Raw genomic sequence first — 16898 nt, 5'->3', positions numbered from 1 at the left:
CGACCTCCTTGGTTGATCCCTGTATTGTATGTCAATTATTCTTGATTTCGACACGTGATCGATGATTTCTAGCTATTGATGAACAGGAGAAAAACTATGGCGTTCCCGAAAGTGGGAAATCTGGCACCGGCCTTCACACTGGTGAATCAAAATGGGGAAAAGGTCAGCCTCAAGGACTTTAAAGGCAAAAAGACCGTGGTGTTGTACTTCTATCCCAAAGCGTTGACGCCTGGCTGCATCACCCAGGCCTGCGGCATTCGGGATACCAAAAAAGATTTCGACAAGCTGGATGCGGTAGTGTTGGGGGTGAGCCCGGACCCGGTGAAGAAGCTGCAGAGCTTCATTGAGAAGAAGGAATTGAATTTCGACCTGCTCTCCGATGAGGAAAAAACCGTGGCGGAAAAATACGGTGTCTGGGGCTTGAAAAAATTCATGGGCCGCGAGTTCATGGGGATTCTGCGTACCACATTCATCATTGGCAAAGACGGGCGTCTCAAACATGTGATGGATAAAGTAAAAACCAAAACCCACCACGACGACGTACTCGAGATCCTGAAAACCCTCTGATGCAGCATCTGACCTTCATTCAACACCCTCGTTATGCCCAGGCCTTTGCGGATTATCTCAAAAGCCTGGGCTTGTCCGCCTCCGTGCAACTGCGGGCTGACGGAGCCAATATTTTCATCGAACGTGATGAGGAATTACCGCAGGCCCAGGAAGAGTTGCAGCGGTTCCTGAATGAGCCGAATCATGAGCGTTATCGGCAGGCCTCCTGGCTGGTGCCGGAGGACGACGCCCAGGCGCAGAAACTGTCCGGGATGTATCGGGGGTTGAGTTTCGCCCGCATCCTGAAGTTGAGCGGCGTGGTGACCAAGACCATCATCGTGATCTGCCTGGTGGTGTACCTGCTGACCTCCCAGGGCATGGATGCGGTTGCCCGGGCGCCGTTTATGTTCTTCAACAGTTTTGGGGCGGCGTTGAACAGTGGTGAGCTGTGGCGCTGGTTGACACCGGCCTTTGTGCATTTCGGCATTTTTCATTTTCTGTTCAATATGAGCGCCTGGTGGGTGTTTGGCGGCATGGTGGAACGAACGCAATCATCACGGCGCCTGTTTGCCCTGTTCTTCCTGTGTGCGGTGGTATCGAACCTGGTGCAGTTTATGTGGACCGGCAATCGCTTTGGTGGTTTGTCCGGCGTGGTGTACGGAGTGTTGGGCTATTTGTGGTTTTACGAGCGCTTCAGCCCGGCTCCGCCGTTTCGCTTACCCAAAGGGTTGATGGTCTTTATGCTGATTGCACTGGCGCTGGGTTTCACCAACATCATGCCTCTGGCCAATCAGGCCCATTTGAGTGGGCTGCTCACCGGGTGCTTCCTGGGTGGACTGTTTGCCCGGCTGGATCGTGCCGGTCGCCGTGAACGCTAGGCCGCGCCGGGGCGTGGCACCTTCCATAGTCGCTAGCGCATCAGTGCCACCGACTTGACCTGGGCATAGACCAGTTTGTCCTTCTCAATGTGCAGCAACGCTGCGGAGCGTTTGGTGATTTTGGAGAGGATAAACTGGCCGCCAATATCCAGTTTGACAATGACCTGAAACGGCGTGTTACTGGGAAACACCTCCACCACCCGGGCCGGCAGGATGTTGCTGATGCTGGTTTGAGACTGCATCTGCAGGGCCAGGCTCACATCCCGCGCCAGAATGCGGACCCGCACCGGATGATCGGTGGGCAGGTCTTTAAACGGGACCAGCAGTTTCTGTTTGAGGCCGCTATTGTCGATGGCCACGTAACTCACATGGTAGTCCGGGTCGTGGGCCGCCACCCGGCATTTCAACACGGCACTGGCTTCGTCCAAGCGTGACAGGGACAGATCTGAGCGGGTGAGCAGTTGGTTGATTTCGCCCTGCGCCACAATCTTTCCGTGTTCCATCAGTACCAGATGGTCTGCCAGTCGTACCACCTCGTCGGGGGAGTGGCTGACGTACAGGATCGGCACTCTGGATTCATCGTGCAGGCGCTCCAGGTACGGCAGGATTTCCTGCTTGCTGTCCAGGTCCAGTGCGGACAAGGGTTCGTCCATCAGCAGCAATGCCGGGCTGGTGAGCAGAGCGCGGGCAATGGCCACCCGTTGGCGCTGGCCGCCGGAAAGTTGGTGCGGGAAGCGCCCGAGCAGGTGTTCCAACCCCAGGAGGCGGATAACTTCCTCGAACTCAATGTTGCGATGCGGGCGGGGAATGCGCTTCCAGCCATATTCCAGATTGCGTTGAACCCCCAGGTGAGCGAACAGGCTGGCCTCCTGGAACACGTAACCAATGGGGCGTTGGTGGGTGGCCAGGAAGGTAGGGCCTTGCTGCCAGACTTCTCCGTTCACCACCAGTTTGCCCCCCGGTGCCCGTTCCAGCCCGGCAATGCAACGCAGCAACGTGGTTTTGCCAGAGCCGGACGCACCGAACAGGGCGGTGATGCCGCGGTCCGGCAGCGTGCCGCTGACCTGCAGTTTGAAATCCTCCCGCGGTAGCTGAAACTCGAATTCAATACCACTCATACCGGTTGCCACTTACGCTTTTTGTTGAGTTGTTGCAACAGCAGCAGGGTGGTGAACGAAAAGACGATCAGCCCGGCGGACAATAGGTGTGCTTTGTCGTACTCCAGGGCCTCCACGTGATCGTAGATGGCCACCGACAGCACCCGGGTTTCCCCTTCAATGTTGCCACCCAGCATCAGTACCACACCAAACTCACCCACCGTGTGGGCGAAGGTCAGCACCATGGCGGTGAGCAGGCCCGGTCGCGCCATGGGCAGGGCGATGGTAAAAAAACGGTCCAGCGGTGACGCCCGCAATGTGGCAGCGACTTCCAGCGGTCGATTGCCCAACTGTTCAAAGGCGGCTTGTATGGGTTGCACGGAAAACGGTAAGGAATAGATCACGGATGCCACCACCAGTCCGCTGAAGGTAAAGGGCAGCAGGCCCAGGCCCAGGGTTTGGGTTAACTGGCCCACCAGGCCCGCCGGACCCATCATCACCAGAAGATAAAATCCCAGCACACTGGGAGGCAGCACCAACGGCATGGCCACCAGGGCGGACACTGCGGTTTTGGCGCGGCTGTGGGTGGTGGCCAGCCACCAGGCGAGGGGGGTGGCCAGGAGCAACAAGATCGCTGTGGTAAACAGGGCCAGCTTCAACGTAATCCAGATGGCCGGGCTATCTACTACCGAAAAGTCCATCGCATCTCAACTGTGGAGGGCCCAATGGTGATGTGGTCCGCCCTTCAGGATTTGAACCTGAGACCTTCCCCTTAGGAGGGGGACGCTCTATCCAGCTGAGCTAAGGGCGGCCATACAGAACATGGGGGATTTTAGCGAGTTACCTTGGGTTTATCCACCCTAATTGGCCTAAGCCGCTGTTTTCACAAAGGTTGCTACCTTGGGAAAGGATTGCGTAGGACAAAATTCTGGCAATTTTGGTCAGTGACGCTCCCGGGGGTGTCGCCTACACTGATAACCCGCTATAACGGTCTGTTAAGGCAGCGGCATGATAAATACATAGAGGCTACGAACTGAGGCTTCGAACTGAGGAATAGGAATGGACATTCAACTGACTCCCAATGATGTTGCATTTCGCGATGAAGTGCGCGCTTTTCTGCAAGAGAAACTGTCTGAACGGTTCACCAAGGCGGTGGTGGGCGGCCAAATTGATAAGGACACCATCATCGAATGGCAAAAAATCCTGTACGAGCAGGGTTGGATCGCCCCCAACTGGCCCAAGCAGTATGGCGGCACTGGCTGGAGCATCACCCAAAAGTTTATTTTTGAGAATGAATGTGCCGAAGCGGGGGCACCGGCAGTGGTGCCCTTTGGCCTGAAAATGGTGGGGCCGGTTATCTACTCCTTTGGCAACGACGAACAAAAAGCGCGTTTCTTGCCGGACATCCTGCAGAGCAATGTCTGGTGGTGCCAGGGTTATTCCGAACCCGGTGCCGGTTCCGATCTGGCGGCCCTGCAGACCAAAGCGGAGCGGGACGGGGATGACTACATCGTGAATGGCCAGAAAATCTGGACCACCTATGCCCAGCATGCCGACTGGATTTTCTGCCTGGTGCGTACCGATTCCAATGCCAAAAAGCAGGAAGGGATTTCGTTCCTGCTCATTGATATGAAGACGCCGGGCATTGAAGTGCGCAAGATCGATTCCATCGACAACAAGCATTCCCTGAACGAAGTGTTTTTCGATAACGTGCGAGTGCCGGTGGCCAACCGCATCGGGGAAGAAAACAAGGGTTGGACCTACGCCAAATACCTGCTGACCCATGAGCGCACAGCGATTGCCGGGGTGGCGCAGTCGAAAAAAGCCATCGAACAGCTGAAGGGCATTGCAGCGCAGGAGATGTCCGGCGGCAAACCTCTGCTGGAAGATGAAATGTTCTGTGCCAAACTGGCGCAGATTGAAGTGGACCTGATGGCGCTGGAATACACCGAGCTGCGAGCCATTGCCAGTGTGGCGGATGGTGGCGCGCCGGGGCCGGAATCCTCCATTCTGAAAATCCGGGGCACGGAAATTCAACAGGCGCTGTCGGAGTTGGCCGTGGAAGCCTGTGGTTATTACGCTCATGCTTTGGGGCAAGGTTCATTGGGGCAGGGTATCGGTAACGATTACGCTGCGCCGGTTTCCGCCAAATACCTGTACGGTCGGGCCGCCACTATTTATGGCGGGTCCAATGAAGTGCAGAAGAATATCATCGCGAAAATGGTGTTGGGGTTATAGGTGGAACTATGAATTTTAATTACAGCGAAGAACAGACTCTTTTAAAAGACAGCGTCAGCAAATTTATCCATAACGACTACGACTATGAGACGCGCAAGAAGCACTGCGCCATGGACGGCGGTTTCGATGCCGCCACCTGGCAGACCTTTGCCGAGCTGGGCTGGTTGTGTGTGCCGTTTTCCGAAGAGGACGGCGGCATCGGCGGTGGTGCGTTGGAAACCATGATCATGATGGAAGAGTTTGGCAAGGGCCTGGTGGTGGAACCCTATGTGTCCACGGTGCTGGTGGCCGGTGCAGTGTTGGCTAAGGCCGGCAGCGCGGAGCAGAAAGCGGAGATTCTCAGCGGGATCATTGACGGCAGCCGCAAGTTGGCGCTGGCGGCGGTGGAACCCCAGTCCCGCTTTGACCTGTTTGATGTGACCACTCAGGCCGCCGCCGAGGGTGACGGTTATGTGTTGTCTGGCCGCAAAACCATGGTGATGCACGGTGCTGCAGCGGACACGTTCATTGTGTCGGCGCGCACGTCCGGCGCCAGTCGTGATCAGGATGGCGTGTCCCTGTTCCTGGTGCCGGCAGACAGCGCCGGGCTCGAGCTGCAGGATTATCCCACGTTGGACGGCCACCGGGCAGCAGAGTTGACGCTGAACGGGGTCAAGCTGCCGGCCTCGTCACGGGTTGGCGATCAAGGTGCCGCAGTGGCGGTGCTGGAGGCGGTGGCGGACGAAGCGTCGGTGGCGCTCTGTGCCGAGGCCGTGGGTATGATGGAAAAACTGTATCGGGAAACCGTTGAATACAGTAAAAACCGCAAGCAGTTCGGCGTGCCCATCTCTGTTTTCCAGGCACTGCAACATCGCATGGTGGATATGTTTACCCTGTATGAGGAGTGTAAATCCCTGTTGTTGCGTGCGGTCATGAGCCATCAGGCCGGGGCAGCGGATTTTCGCAAGAATGTATCGGCGTTGAAGTACGCGGTGGCGGTGAAAGGCCAGAAAGCAGCTCACGAGGCGGTGCAGATCTTCGGTGGCATGGGCATGACCGATGAGATGAGTGTTGGCATGTACCTCAAGCGCATCAATGTGATCAATACCCTGTTCGGCAATGGGGATTATCACCTGAAGCGCTTTATGTCGCTGTGATGTGGCCGACCCTGTAACAAAGTCGGTTTGCGTGCGTCTACCAACCCGTGGCCCTGTAGGTCACGGGTTTTTTGTTTTAAGATGGACTGATGCGCACCGGGAATAAGAACCAATGATTGATACCAAACCCCTGTTATACCGATCCAGCACTGATTTTCCGCCGGTTGAACGTGGCCGGCTGGAGATTTTGCAGGTCAATCTGGGGTATCGCTGTAATCTGAGCTGTACCCATTGTCATGTAAACGCAGGGCCCAAACGTACGGAAGAAATGAGCTGGCATACGGCGCAGCAGGTGCTGGAGGTGATGCAAAAACGCAGCCCCCAGACCCTGGACCTGACCGGAGGGGCGCCGGAACTGCACCCGCATTTCCGCTGGCTGGTGGAGCAGGCCAGGGCCCTGAATGTGGAAGTCATCGACCGTTGCAACCTCACTATCCTGCAGGAACCGGGTCAGGAAACCCTGGCAGCGTTTCTGGCCGGGCAGGGGGTGCGGGTGGTGGCGTCCATGCCGTGCTACAGCCAGAAGAATGTGGATGAACAGCGTGGCAAAGGCGTGTTCGAACGTTCCATTGAAGGGCTGCAGACCCTGAACCGGGTTGGCTATGGTCAAGCAGACAGCGGCCGGGTGCTGGATTTGGTGTACAACCCGGGCGGCGCTTTTTTGCCGCCCCCCCAGCAGCAACTGGAACAGGATTACAAACGGCGCCTGCGGGAGGATTTTGGCATCGAATTCAACCACCTGCTGACACTGGCCAATATGCCCATCAGCCGCTTCGGCAGTATGCTGGTTTCGAAAGGGCAGTTTGATCACTACATGCAGTTGCTGCGGGACAGTTTTAACGGTGCAACGCTGCCCGGCTTGATGTGCCGCAACACCATCAGTGTGGACTGGCAGGGCAACTTGTACGATTGCGATTTTAACCAGATGCTGGAGCTGCCGCTGCAGTACCATGACCAACCCCGCCACATCAGCGATCTGCTGAATGAAGACCTGGAAGGCAATGCCGTCATCGTCGCGGACCATTGCTTCGGTTGTACCGCCGGGCAGGGCAGCAGTTGCGGCGGTGCCCTCGACTAAGCCTATGCTGGGAACCATTGTGATGCCGGTGCTCAATGAAGCCTCCGGCATCGATCATAGTCTGCAGGCGTTGCTGAAGACCTTGCAGGCACGCTGGCAGGTGGTGGTGTGCGATGGTGGCAGCGAGGATGCCACTGTGGAACGCCTGGCGGCCTATCCGGTGCAGGTGGTGACGGCCCAGGCCGGCCGTGCTGTGCAGATGAATGCCGGCGCCGGTTTTGCAGCCGGTCCGCTGCTGGTGTTCCTCCATGGCGACACCCGCTTGCCCAATCATTTCAATCAGCTGATGGAAGCGTTTCTCGAATCCGACTTTGAATGGGGACGTTTTGATGTGAGGTTGGATAATCCCCGCTGGCCCTTTCGCATGATTGCCTGGTTCATGAATCAACGCTCTGCCATCACCGGGGTGTGTACCGGGGATCAAACCCTGTTTATGCGCCGGGATTTTTTTCAGCGCATGGGCGGTTATGCCGAGTTGCCGCTGATGGAAGATGTGGAGTTCAGCCTGCGCGCCCGCCTGCAGGCCCGGCCATTGCGCATCCAGGCGCCGGTGGTGACCTCATCCCGACGTTGGACCAAAAATGGGGTAGTCAGAACCATTCTGTTGATGTGGTGGCTGCGGCTGGCCTACCGGCTGGGGGTTAGCCCGCAGCGTTTGCAACGTTGGTATTACCGATGAGTAGCCTGATTCAAATCTTTGCCAAAGCCCCTGTGGCCGGGCAGGTAAAAACCCGGCTTGCCAAAGACAAGGGGGATGCATTTGCGCTTGCTGTCCATCAACGCCTGTGTGAAACGGTGATCGCCACCGCATTGAATAGCGGGGCGGATGCGGTGGAAGTCTGGACCACAGACGCAGCGGCCTTCCCCTATTTTGAAGCCTTGGGTGTAGCGTGCTGGCTGCAACAGGGATTGCACCTGGGCACCCGTATGGACTTTGCGCTGCGGCATGGCCTGGCGCGCCACGATAACGTGGTGTTGATCGGAGCGGATGCCCCTTCCATCGATGCAGCTTATCTGGCAGAGGCGTTCCGGGGGCTGGAGCAGTCCAGTGTGGTGATCGGTCCGGCAGCGGACGGGGGCTATGTGCTGGTGGGTGTCACCACGCCGGCGGGTTTCCTGTTCCGCGACATGCCCTGGGGTACGCCGGCGGTGATGGGGATAACCCTGGAGCGTTTATTCAGCAGTGGGGTTGGTTTTCACGTGCTGGCAGATCGTTGGGACATTGATACCCTGGAAGATCTGCAGCAGCACCTGCCGGACTGGCTCAGCTGAATCAGCTCAATTGACGCTGTTTGCGTTGCAAGTCGGTAAGATAACGGTTCAAGGCCCGTTGGGTGTTGCCGTCCAGGTCGGAAAACTGAATGCCCAGATAGGTGACCCGCAGATCCGGATCGTATTTCCAGTGCATCAGCCGCGCGCCACTGACAATGGGACTGCCATCGCTCAATACCAGATGGCAGGAACTGTAAATGGCGCCCCGTACCGGCTTGGGCGATACCAGGCCCTCCACCCGTACCCGCATGCCACTGGCGGAGAGGTCCGCCAGACTGCCGGTGATGGCAGGCAGGTCCACTTGGGTGAGGGTGACCTTGATCGGATGAGCCTGACTTAACTTCACCCGGAAGGCATCCCGTAGCTGAATCAGTTCAATGCCCTTGGGAAACTGGAAATGGTGGTGCAAACCTTCCGGCGATGACTGGTTGTGCAGATGCACGGCGTCAAACTGATGACGTACACCGTGGTGGGTGAGGGAGAACTGAATCTTGGCGCCGTTCGCCAACAGGTGTTCCGACTCGTTGGGCTGGAATCGATCCGTCACGAATTGCTGGGCGCCGTCGTCCACCGCCAGGATGCCGGTATTGAGCTTGGCAATCTTGCGCTGCCCCGCGTTCATTATCATGGCCGTCATCAAATGCTCCTGATCCCGGTACAGGTTCAGGAGTCTGCTGATTTCTTCCGGGGCGTGTTTTATATTTTTTGGAGAGCCCTGTTTCGGTTTGTCTTCATTACCGAACAGCTTATCCAGCAAGCCGTGGATCATACCGCATCGAACACTCTGCAATTAATACCCTAAGTTTTATTCTAGCAGAACCTTGCGCAACTGCTTGATCTTTTAAAATCAGGCAGTTGCCAGCATCCTGTGGGCTGCGTTCAGGTTGCGCCGGCCATTGGCCTGATACACCGACACCTGATTGGCAGTGCCCTTGATGATCGACATCAGGTGCTCCATGGAGTTCTGGGCGTGGGCCAGTATCTTGCCGTTGACCCGGTTCAGGCGGGCACAGGCGTTCATGGTGTCCGCCAGCTTCTCCCAACCGCTTTGGAAACGGGCCTGCCAGGTAGGGGGGACTTGTTGTACGAACAGGTCAAAGCCCTGCTTGTCCAGTTGCAGCCCCATATCCGCCATGGCCTGACGCCGGGCGTGATCCGCCTGGTCCAGTTCCATCAGCAGTTGGGTCTTGCGGGACAACAAGGCGGAATGGGCAGCATATTGCCGCTGCTCCAGGATGGATTTTTCCTCCTGCAGTACGGTTTTCAGGGTTTGCGCCAGTGCGTAATCTTTTTCGATTGCCCGCAACAGCTGTTGCGCGGCCTGGGGGGACACCTGGTTAGTCATAGCAACTCCGAAACATCAAACCAAAGGGATGTGTTTAGAAAATAGCAATTTGCGTGCCGGAGTGGTGAGCTTGATTGCAGGCAGGATTAAAACAGGGAATCGCTTTCCAGCATTTTGCGGGCGATGGACTGGGCGTTGATCTTGTAGCTGCCGTCCGCCAAAGCCGCTTTCAGGGCTTCGACCTTATCCTGGTTGACCGGAGCGTCAGTTTCCATTTGCTGGCTGACCCGGTTGAGGGCCTGGGCTTCCGGGCTGATTTTGACGGTTTCAGCGTTGGCGGTTTCCGTTTGGGCCGTGGTTTTTTTGGCATCAGCTTCAGATACGCCAACCTTCTGGCCGCCACGGGCCTTGTTGGAGTTTACCTGGTTGCTGTTTAAGCCATTGATTTCCATAGCCATCTTCGTACGCCTTTGCTGAAATACTGCGTTGTTATCCAATATATCGGCTGGTACCGCAGTAACTTTAGTTTATTTATGCACAAAATTTTCATTTGTGCCACTGTGTTTATCGGCCGCTTACAGGCTGACTTTAATCAGCCCCGGTGCCGTGATCCTGCCTTCCACCACTTTGTTGGAGTTGGTATTGCGCACCCGGATCAATTCACCATAGGCGCCGTCCTCCATGGCCAATCCGGTGGCACGAATGCTGAGCCCCGGCCCTTCCGCCACAATCATCACCTTCTCGCCCCGGTTGATCATTCTGGCCGGGTCCACCAGGGCCGGGGTCATGACCTGTTCCGCCTGAATCGGGCGTTTGGCCACAAAGCCGTCCAGCTCTGCCATGGATTGAAAATAGCCACCGTGGAGGAGGGAGACATCCACCAGCTCCAGGCGCAGATCCGATGGGCTCAGGTGCGTGCCTTTGGCGATGGGAAGATCGGAAATAACCACATGATCAAAGGCTTGTACGGTGACCGGCACATGGATGGACCAACTGTCCGGCCCGGCGCAGGTGACTTTGAAGGTGAGTCGGCCGGTGCTGCGGTTGCGGGGGCGATGCTGCAATTGCAGGGCCTGGCCACAGGCTGCCAGGCGCAGGCGGGGATCAATGGGCTGGATTTCAACCGCCACATCCTGGTAGTGACCGGTATGGGATTCAGTGACGTACAGCTCAATTGCCTCGTCGATCTGCTGCTGGATATCGGTGGCCGCAGCCTGGGAAATACTGGTGAATACCAGGCTCAGAAGGGCCATGATCAACCGGACTGGCATCGACATTATAATTTCTCGTCGCTCGCTGTTCATTTGTCTGTTTTGACCTATTCTGAAGGAATGGTGTGTTAAAACAGTCATCTGCCACTTTATTGACAAAATGACTGTTCATTGAATATCAAGCAAAGGTTATGCCGTAAGGTACGAACACGGAGTTTTTATATGGCCGGGGTGCTGGATACAGTCGATCAACGAACGCAGCTGGTGGGTCAGAACCGGTTGGAGTTGTTGCTTTTCAGATTGAGTGACGACCAGATCTACGGGATCAATGTTTTCAAGGTTCGCGAAGTACTGCAGTGCCCGAAACTGACCGAGATACCGCAGCGAAATCCTGTGGTGAGAGGGATTGCCCACATCCGTGGCGGCACCATCTCGGTGATGGATATGAATCTGGCGATGGGTAACGAACCGCTGGACGATATCGAGAACTGCTTCGTGATTATCTCTGAATACAATATGGCGATTCAGGGCTTTCTGGTGAAGGCGGTGGAACGCATCGTTAACCTGAACTGGGAAAACATCCATCCACCACCGAAGGGTGCCGGCAAAGGCAATTATCTGACGGCGGTAACGGAAGTCGACAATCGCATCGTGGAAATCATCGATGTGGAGAAAATCCTGTCGGAAGTGTCCCCCATGCAGGAGGAGATCTCCGCCGAGGTGATTCGCCAGGATACGGTGGATCGGGCCAGCACCAGCGACCTGGCGGTGTTGATCGCTGATGATTCCAGCGTGGCGCGCAAACAAATCAAACGCTGTGTGGAAAAGGTGGGTGTGAAAACCCATGTGGTGGCCGATGGGCGGCAGGCGCTGGATCATATCCGCGAGATTGTGGAAGCGGGGGAGGCCATCACCGACCGTTACATTATGCTGATTTCCGATATCGAGATGCCGGAAATGGATGGTTATACCCTGACGGCCTCCATCCGGGAGGACCCCAGAACCCAAAACCTGCATGTGCTGTTGCACACTTCCCTCAGTGGGGTGTTCAACGAGGCCATGGTGAAACGGGTGGGGGCTGACAATTTCTTGGCGAAGTTCAAACCGGATAAACTGGCAGACCTTGTTCAGGAGCGGGTGAACAACGCGCTTGAGCAACGTAATGATTAGGGGCTGCGCCTTCGCTGCGAAGGGCCCCCATCTGACTTCAAGGATGAGCAACGGCTGATATGGTATTTCCCAATCGCGACAATTCCCGCTTTGAGCAGGGGGAATATGCCCAGTTTCGCCAGTATTTGGAGAAAGCCTGCGGGATTTTACTGGGTGATAATAAAAATTACCTGATCGACAGTCGCCTGCGTAAGCTGATGAAAGATCAGGGCATCCAATCGTTGGCTGAGCTGGTGCGTGAGATTGATCGCCCCGGCGCCAGGAATCTGCGCCAGGAAGTGATCGACGCCATGACCACCAACGAAACGTTATGGTTTCGTGATCGGCATCCCTTCGTTTATCTGCAGGAAACCCTGTTGCCGGAGTTAGCGAAGAACCCGGGCGATATTTCCATCTGGTGTGCGGCCTGTTCCACCGGGCAGGAGCCTTACTCTATCTCTATCTGTGTGGAGGAGATGCGGCGCCGTCATTTTTCCCTGGCGAACAAGCCGATCAAGTTGTTGGCGACGGATATTTCCAGCCGAGTTCTGGATCAGGCCCGTAAGGGGATTTATGAACCGCTGGCCCTGAAGCGAGGGATGAGCGATGAGCGGCTGAATCAGCACTTTGTTGCCGCCGCGGACGGCAGTTGGGAGATCAAACCGGAAATTCGCCGCCGCATCGACTTCCGCCCTATTAATTTGAAGGAAAACTTTTCCACTCTGGGCAAGTTTGATGTGGTGTTCTGCCGCAACGTCTTGATTTATTTCTCCAGTGAGCTGCAACTGCAGATCATCACCAACATCCATAGAGTGTTGAAGCCCGGTGGCTACCTGTTTCTTGGTGGCTCGGAAACTCCCAAAGGCCTGAACGACTTGTTCGAGATCCAGTATTATTCCCCCGGGGTGGTGTACGTTAAGAAGTAGTGGCATTGCCGCCTTCGGTAAGCGTTTGCCGCCCTGGCCCCTCCCGTTCCTGCCGAAATCCTCTAACACCCTGAATTCACAAGAATCATCTCTGATGGCACAAGGGTTGCTTTATTGCTCCTAACGAAATCTGCATTGCCGGTTTAATGGCGCAGAGGAAAGAGGCGTAAGAGGGCAGCATGGCGATCAGCATTGATAAACACATCGGACTCTACCAGCATGCGCTGGAGTTGCGTTCGCAGCGGGCCAATGTGCTGGCCAACAATATCGCAAATGCGGACACCCCGGGATACCAGGCCCGGGATCTGGATTTTCAGCAGATGCTGAAAGCCAGAATGGGCGAGGGGACAGAGATGGTGCCGGTGTCTGCATCGGACGACAAACACTTCCTCTCGGTTTCCCAGGCTGACACCATCACCGGCCTGAAATTCCGCAACCCCACCAACCCCGCCATTGATGGCAACACCGTGGATGCCCAGTTGGAAAAAACCGAATTTGTGCGCAACACCATGGAATACCAGGCGGCCTTTGAATTTCTCAATGGCAAGATCAAGTCGCTGATGTCGGCCATCAGAGGAGAATAATCATGTCTTTAATGAACGTGTTTGATATTGCCGGCAGTGGGATGAGTGCCCAAACCACGCGCCTGAACACCGTCAGTTCGAATATTGCCAACGCTGAAAGCGTCAGCAGCAATATGGATGAAACCTATCGGGCCAGGGAGCCGATCTTCAAGGCGCAACTGCAGGCAGCGATGTCCAATCAACCATTCGACTTCAGTGCCCGGCAAATGGATGCCGGTGGCGGCGTGATGGTGCAGGGCATTGTGGAGAGCGATGCGCCTTTGCAAATGCGCTATGAACCGGACCACCCTATGGCTGATGACAATGGTTATGTGGCGTATCCCAACGTCAATGTCGTTGAAGAGATGGCCAACATGATCAGTGCATCGCGGGCCTTTCAAACCAACGTCGACGTGATGAGCTCGGCTAAGACCATGATGCAGCAAGTGCTGAGTCTGGGTCGTTAAGGGGAGGGGCTGAATCATGGCAGTCACAGGTGTAGACGCAAACAATGTTCTGAGTGATCTCTCGATCCGCAACAAATCAGAAACCGAGAAATCCCAGGCGGCCGCAGATAAGGACATGTTCATGCGGTTGCTGTTGGCCCAGATTGAAAACCAGGATCCCCTTAAGCCCACTGATCAGACGGATTTCGTCGCCCAGCTGGCGCAGTTCAGTTCCCTGGAGGGCATCCAGAACCTGGCGAGTACAGTGGAAGACATTGGCTCTGTGTACCGTTCCAGCCAGGCTTTGCAGGCGACGGCTTTGGTCGGGCGTGAGGTGTTGGTGAGCGGCCAGGTGGGTTATCTGGAAACCGGTGGCACCATCAACGGTACTATTGAAGCCGGTCAGGCTTCTGGTGATGTCATGATGATTGTGAAAGATGCCAGCGGGCAGGTGGTAGCGAATCGGGATCTGGGCAATATCGGCAGCGCAGAGACCCCCTTCAGTTGGGATGGCACCAATAATGTGGGTCAGGCGTTGCCGGAAGGGTTGTATTCAATCTCCATCGAGGGCTCGCTCTCTGGAGAAAACGAAGCATTGGTGACCAGTATATACAGCCGCGTCAACAGCGTGAGTATTGTGGACAACCAGGGCGGTATGTTGCTTAACCTGAATGGCATTGGTCAGGTTGAGTCCACTGAAATTCAAGAAGTGCGATGATAGCAGGAGAAAGTCATGGGTTTTAATATTGCGTTAAGTGGTTTGAATGCGGCGCAAGCGCAACTGGATGTCACCAGCAACAACATTGCGAACGTGGAGACCACGGGGTTCAAAGGGTCGCGCACGGCATTTGGTGACATCTATGCCAATTCGGCTTTTGGAAACAGTGACACGGCCATCGGTAATGGTGTGTTGCTGCAACAGGTTCAGCAGTTGTTTGATCAGGGTAACCTGGATTTCACGTCGCAGGCATTGGACCTGGCCATCAGCGGCGAAGGCTTCTTTGTGCTGTCTCCTGATCAGATCAGCCAGGAGCGGGTCTATACCCGGGCTGGAAATTTCGGCGTGGATGAAAACGGGTTTGTGGTGAATTCCGCTAACCAGTATCTACAAGTGTTCCCGGTAAATGACGACGGTTCGGTGACGGCTACCGCACTTTCCAGCACCACTCCTTTGCAATTGCCGGACACCGCAGGTGCACCGCAGGCCACCGCTGAAGTGGAGATCGGTGTCAATTTGCCGGCCAATGCCGCCAACATCAGCGTGGATGCTTTTGATCCCACGGACTCCAATACGTATTCTGCTTCCACCTCCATCACGCTGTACGACAGTCTGGGTGATTCCCACATTGCTACCGCGTATTTTGTCAAGGAGCCCAACCTGGGTGCCAGTGGTTTTCAGAATACCTGGGGCGTGTTTTTGACGGTAACTGACGACACCGGAACTCAGAATATTGTGGACGTTTATGACGGTGTGGGCGGTGCCCTGAGTCCAGAGGTGAACGCCGGCGGCATTGCCTATGGTGTGCTGTCTTTTGACTCCCAGGGTGTGTTCCAGGGGACCGATCCCGTGTCCGGAATTTATACCGATCAATTTTCATTCCTGACTAATGGTGCAGATACGACGCAACAGGTTTACTTTGATTTTGCCGGCAATACACCGACCCAGTTTGCATCGCCTTTTTCGGTATCCTCGCTTTCCCAGGACGGTTTCACCATCGGCCGCCTGACTGGATTGAGTGTGGATGATCAGGGTGTGATCCAGGCTACTTATTCCAATGGTCAAACCACCGCGGTGGGCAAGGTGGCGTTAGCGCGTTTCTCCAACCCGCAGGGGTTGTTGCAGGTGGGCAATACCACCTGGCGTTCCTCCACCCAGTCAGGGGAGCCGATTCCCGGAGAGGCGGGAACCTCCAGCTTTGGTTTGATCCAGTCCGGGGCTCTGGAAACCTCGAACATTGACCTGACCAAGGAGCTGGTGACGTTGATTACGTCGCAGCGTAACTTCCAGGCCAACGCAAAGTCCATCGAGACGTCCAATGCAGTAACCCAGACCATTATCCAGATTCGATAAGCCTAAGCCGAGCAGAAATCCCCGCCACGCGGGGATTTTTTTTGCCTGGAAAAAGGGTAGTGCGTCAGCGTTGGTATTACTGGTTGAGTTGGTGACTGAATAGTTAGATGAATCGGGAGCAGAATAGAAAAGTGACTTGGCTAGTGACTTAGCTAGTGAATTGGCAAGTGAATTGCAACTTATCAATTATTGATGAAAAACGATGAGTATTTGACGCGGCGGAATGCTTTATGGACAAGTTTCTCTATATCTCAATGACCGGGGCCAAAGAGGCCCTGGATGCGCAACGGCTGAGGGCCAACAACTTGGCGAACGTATCCACCACCGGGTTCAAAGCAGATTTTCACCAGTATCGCAGCATGTCGGTGTTTGGCGAGCATTATCCATCGCGCGCCTATGCCATGAGTGAGCGACCAGGCACTGACACCAGTAACGGAACGTATATGGAGACCGCCCGAGACCTGGACCTGGCAATCAAAGGCAATGGCTGGTTTGCGGTGCAGATGCCGGACGGGTCTGAAGCTTATACCCGCGCCGGTGATCTGAAACGGGATGTCACCGGTGCCGTTACTACGGGGACCGGATTACCCATCATGAGTGATGGTGGTCCGTTGGTACTGCCTGAATACGAAAAACTGGTGGTGGGTGTGGACGGCACCCTGTCCATTACGGGACTGGGGGAGGACGCATTGTCGCTGACGCAAGTTGCCCGACTCAAGCTGGTCAATCCACCCGCCAGTGAAATGGAAAAAGGTGAAGACGGCCTGTTTCGCTTGAAGGGTGGCGGTGAGTTGCAATCCGATCCGGAAGTGCAAGTGGTGAATGGCATGTTGGAAGGCTCCAACGTGAACCCGGTCAATGAAATGACCGCCATCATCTCTCACGCACGCCTGTACGAAATGAACGTGAAGATGATGCAGGCCGCCAAAGAAATGGACGAGGCCTCGGCACGGATCATGCAGAACTAGGTAAAGCGACGATTTAACGTCAGTAGCGTAATCA

At 55.6% G+C, this 16898-nt stretch carries 20 protein-coding genes and 1 tRNA gene; 14 read left to right on the top strand and 7 right to left on the bottom strand.

Annotated features, from left to right (window positions below; all coding sequences use genetic code 11):
• Positions 1–96 precede the first annotated feature (96 nt).
• Together bcp and glpG are read left to right on the top strand one after the other, a co-directional pair.
• A complete protein-coding gene (gene bcp, locus D9N14_RS21000; protein WP_290583489.1) occupies positions 97–567 on the top strand; it encodes a thioredoxin-dependent thiol peroxidase in 471 nt (156 codons plus the stop codon).
• On the top strand, positions 567–1424 hold the full coding sequence (gene glpG / locus D9N14_RS20995; RefSeq protein WP_290583487.1) for a rhomboid family intramembrane serine protease GlpG: 858 nt from the start codon (positions 567–569) through the stop codon (positions 1422–1424). The genes bcp and glpG overlap by 1 nt, the downstream gene beginning before the upstream one ends.
• Before the next feature lie 32 nt (positions 1425–1456).
• Here glpG and modC read toward each other — a convergent pair whose 3' ends face one another.
• The 3 genes from modC to D9N14_RS20980 all read right to left on the bottom strand — a co-directional run bounded on the left by modC (position 1457) and on the right by D9N14_RS20980 (position 3332).
• On the bottom strand, positions 1457–2542 hold the full coding sequence (modC, locus tag D9N14_RS20990) for a molybdenum ABC transporter ATP-binding protein (protein ID WP_290583486.1): 1086 nt from the start codon (positions 2540–2542) through the stop codon (positions 1457–1459).
• Positions 2539–3222: a molybdate ABC transporter permease subunit gene (gene modB, locus D9N14_RS20985; RefSeq protein ID WP_290583484.1), complete on the bottom strand. Its 684-nt coding sequence runs from the start codon at positions 3220–3222 to the stop codon at positions 2539–2541. The genes modC and modB overlap by 4 nt, the downstream gene beginning before the upstream one ends.
• A gap of 33 nt (positions 3223–3255) precedes the next feature.
• Positions 3256–3332, bottom strand: a tRNA-Arg gene (locus tag D9N14_RS20980).
• A 248-nt stretch (positions 3333–3580) separates the two neighbouring features.
• On the opposite strand from D9N14_RS20980, the gene D9N14_RS20975 reads away from it, so the two are divergent.
• The 5 genes from D9N14_RS20975 (at position 3581) to D9N14_RS20955 (ending at position 8245) form a co-directional block, all read left to right on the top strand.
• On the top strand, positions 3581–4759 hold the full coding sequence (locus tag D9N14_RS20975; RefSeq protein ID WP_290583482.1) for an acyl-CoA dehydrogenase family protein: 1179 nt from the start codon (positions 3581–3583) through the stop codon (positions 4757–4759).
• Between the two features lie 8 nt (positions 4760–4767).
• Positions 4768–5895: an acyl-CoA dehydrogenase family protein gene (locus D9N14_RS20970; RefSeq protein ID WP_290583480.1), complete on the top strand. Its 1128-nt coding sequence runs from the start codon at positions 4768–4770 to the stop codon at positions 5893–5895.
• Positions 5896–6007: 112 nt separating this feature from the next.
• Complete coding sequence (gene arsS / locus D9N14_RS20965) at positions 6008–6973, top strand: arsenosugar biosynthesis radical SAM (seleno)protein ArsS (RefSeq protein ID WP_290583478.1); 966 nt, start codon at positions 6008–6010, stop codon at positions 6971–6973.
• 4 nt (positions 6974–6977) lie between these two features.
• Positions 6978–7652 (top strand): TIGR04283 family arsenosugar biosynthesis glycosyltransferase, encoded by a 675-nt coding sequence (locus D9N14_RS20960; protein ID WP_290583476.1) that lies wholly within the window; start codon positions 6978–6980, stop codon positions 7650–7652.
• Complete coding sequence (locus tag D9N14_RS20955) at positions 7649–8245, top strand: TIGR04282 family arsenosugar biosynthesis glycosyltransferase (protein ID WP_290583474.1); 597 nt, start codon at positions 7649–7651, stop codon at positions 8243–8245. The genes D9N14_RS20960 and D9N14_RS20955 overlap by 4 nt, the downstream gene beginning before the upstream one ends.
• Position 8246: 1 nt before the next feature.
• Here the strand turns inward: D9N14_RS20955 and D9N14_RS20950 are convergent, their stop codons facing one another.
• The 4 genes from D9N14_RS20950 to flgA form a co-directional block, all read right to left on the bottom strand.
• The gene (locus D9N14_RS20950; protein ID WP_290583472.1) at positions 8247–9014 is read right to left on the bottom strand and encodes a flagellar brake protein; all 768 of its coding nucleotides are present in this window, start codon (positions 9012–9014) and stop codon (positions 8247–8249) included.
• A gap of 78 nt (positions 9015–9092) precedes the next feature.
• Positions 9093–9590 carry a flagella synthesis protein FlgN gene (locus tag D9N14_RS20945; RefSeq protein WP_290583470.1) on the bottom strand — a complete coding sequence of 166 codons (498 nt, stop codon included), beginning with the start codon at positions 9588–9590 and terminating at the stop codon, positions 9093–9095.
• 86 nt (positions 9591–9676) lie between these two features.
• Positions 9677–9988, bottom strand: coding sequence for a flagellar biosynthesis anti-sigma factor FlgM (gene flgM / locus D9N14_RS20940; RefSeq protein WP_290583468.1), 312 nt, complete (start codon positions 9986–9988; stop codon positions 9677–9679).
• Between the two features lie 117 nt (positions 9989–10105).
• On the bottom strand, positions 10106–10807 hold the full coding sequence (gene flgA, locus D9N14_RS20935) for a flagellar basal body P-ring formation chaperone FlgA (RefSeq protein ID WP_290583466.1): 702 nt from the start codon (positions 10805–10807) through the stop codon (positions 10106–10108).
• A 156-nt stretch (positions 10808–10963) separates the two neighbouring features.
• On the opposite strand from flgA, the gene D9N14_RS20930 reads away from it, so the two are divergent.
• The 7 genes from D9N14_RS20930 to D9N14_RS20900 all read left to right on the top strand — a co-directional run bounded on the left by D9N14_RS20930 (position 10964) and on the right by D9N14_RS20900 (position 16864).
• On the top strand, positions 10964–11911 hold the full coding sequence (locus tag D9N14_RS20930) for a chemotaxis protein CheV (RefSeq protein ID WP_290583464.1): 948 nt from the start codon (positions 10964–10966) through the stop codon (positions 11909–11911).
• Between the two features lie 59 nt (positions 11912–11970).
• Positions 11971–12816, top strand: coding sequence for a CheR family methyltransferase (locus D9N14_RS20925; protein WP_290583462.1), 846 nt, complete (start codon positions 11971–11973; stop codon positions 12814–12816).
• A gap of 179 nt (positions 12817–12995) precedes the next feature.
• Positions 12996–13400 (top strand): flagellar basal body rod protein FlgB, encoded by a 405-nt coding sequence (gene flgB, locus D9N14_RS20920; RefSeq protein WP_290583460.1) that lies wholly within the window; start codon positions 12996–12998, stop codon positions 13398–13400.
• Positions 13401–13402: 2 nt separating this feature from the next.
• A complete protein-coding gene (gene flgC, locus D9N14_RS20915) occupies positions 13403–13846 on the top strand; it encodes a flagellar basal body rod protein FlgC (protein ID WP_290583458.1) in 444 nt (147 codons plus the stop codon).
• A gap of 16 nt (positions 13847–13862) precedes the next feature.
• Complete coding sequence (locus D9N14_RS20910; RefSeq protein ID WP_290583456.1) at positions 13863–14543, top strand: flagellar hook assembly protein FlgD; 681 nt, start codon at positions 13863–13865, stop codon at positions 14541–14543.
• Between the two features lie 15 nt (positions 14544–14558).
• Positions 14559–15896: a flagellar hook protein FlgE gene (flgE, locus tag D9N14_RS20905; protein WP_290583454.1), complete on the top strand. Its 1338-nt coding sequence runs from the start codon at positions 14559–14561 to the stop codon at positions 15894–15896.
• Between the two features lie 230 nt (positions 15897–16126).
• The gene (locus tag D9N14_RS20900) at positions 16127–16864 is read left to right on the top strand and encodes a flagellar basal body rod protein FlgF (RefSeq protein ID WP_290583452.1); all 738 of its coding nucleotides are present in this window, start codon (positions 16127–16129) and stop codon (positions 16862–16864) included.
• The last annotated feature ends 34 nt before the right edge of the window (positions 16865–16898 follow it).

Source organism: Ketobacter sp. (assembly GCF_003671495.1).
Taxonomy (GTDB): domain Bacteria; phylum Pseudomonadota; class Gammaproteobacteria; order Pseudomonadales; family Ketobacteraceae; genus Ketobacter.
Note: the sequence above shows the minus strand (reverse complement) of the source record. Positions and strands in the feature narration are given on the sequence as shown.

Coding starts and splice junctions, on each gene's coding strand:
- bcp (WP_290583489.1), top strand. CDS start 97: ATGGCGTTCCCGAAAGTGGGAAATCTGGCACCGGCCTTCACACTGGTG.
- glpG (WP_290583487.1), top strand. CDS start 567: ATGCAGCATCTGACCTTCATTCAACACCCTCGTTATGCCCAGGCCTTT.
- modC (WP_290583486.1), bottom strand. CDS start 2,542: ATGAGTGGTATTGAATTCGAGTTTCAGCTACCGCGGGAGGATTTCAAA.
- modB (WP_290583484.1), bottom strand. CDS start 3,222: ATGGACTTTTCGGTAGTAGATAGCCCGGCCATCTGGATTACGTTGAAG.
- D9N14_RS20975 (WP_290583482.1), top strand. CDS start 3,581: ATGGACATTCAACTGACTCCCAATGATGTTGCATTTCGCGATGAAGTG.
- D9N14_RS20970 (WP_290583480.1), top strand. CDS start 4,768: ATGAATTTTAATTACAGCGAAGAACAGACTCTTTTAAAAGACAGCGTC.
- arsS (WP_290583478.1), top strand. CDS start 6,008: ATGATTGATACCAAACCCCTGTTATACCGATCCAGCACTGATTTTCCG.
- D9N14_RS20960 (WP_290583476.1), top strand. CDS start 6,978: ATGCTGGGAACCATTGTGATGCCGGTGCTCAATGAAGCCTCCGGCATC.
- D9N14_RS20955 (WP_290583474.1), top strand. CDS start 7,649: ATGAGTAGCCTGATTCAAATCTTTGCCAAAGCCCCTGTGGCCGGGCAG.
- D9N14_RS20950 (WP_290583472.1), bottom strand. CDS start 9,014: ATGATCCACGGCTTGCTGGATAAGCTGTTCGGTAATGAAGACAAACCG.
- D9N14_RS20945 (WP_290583470.1), bottom strand. CDS start 9,590: ATGACTAACCAGGTGTCCCCCCAGGCCGCGCAACAGCTGTTGCGGGCA.
- flgM (WP_290583468.1), bottom strand. CDS start 9,988: ATGGCTATGGAAATCAATGGCTTAAACAGCAACCAGGTAAACTCCAAC.
- flgA (WP_290583466.1), bottom strand. CDS start 10,807: ATGTCGATGCCAGTCCGGTTGATCATGGCCCTTCTGAGCCTGGTATTC.
- D9N14_RS20930 (WP_290583464.1), top strand. CDS start 10,964: ATGGCCGGGGTGCTGGATACAGTCGATCAACGAACGCAGCTGGTGGGT.
- D9N14_RS20925 (WP_290583462.1), top strand. CDS start 11,971: ATGGTATTTCCCAATCGCGACAATTCCCGCTTTGAGCAGGGGGAATAT.
- flgB (WP_290583460.1), top strand. CDS start 12,996: ATGGCGATCAGCATTGATAAACACATCGGACTCTACCAGCATGCGCTG.
- flgC (WP_290583458.1), top strand. CDS start 13,403: ATGTCTTTAATGAACGTGTTTGATATTGCCGGCAGTGGGATGAGTGCC.
- D9N14_RS20910 (WP_290583456.1), top strand. CDS start 13,863: ATGGCAGTCACAGGTGTAGACGCAAACAATGTTCTGAGTGATCTCTCG.
- flgE (WP_290583454.1), top strand. CDS start 14,559: ATGGGTTTTAATATTGCGTTAAGTGGTTTGAATGCGGCGCAAGCGCAA.
- D9N14_RS20900 (WP_290583452.1), top strand. CDS start 16,127: ATGGACAAGTTTCTCTATATCTCAATGACCGGGGCCAAAGAGGCCCTG.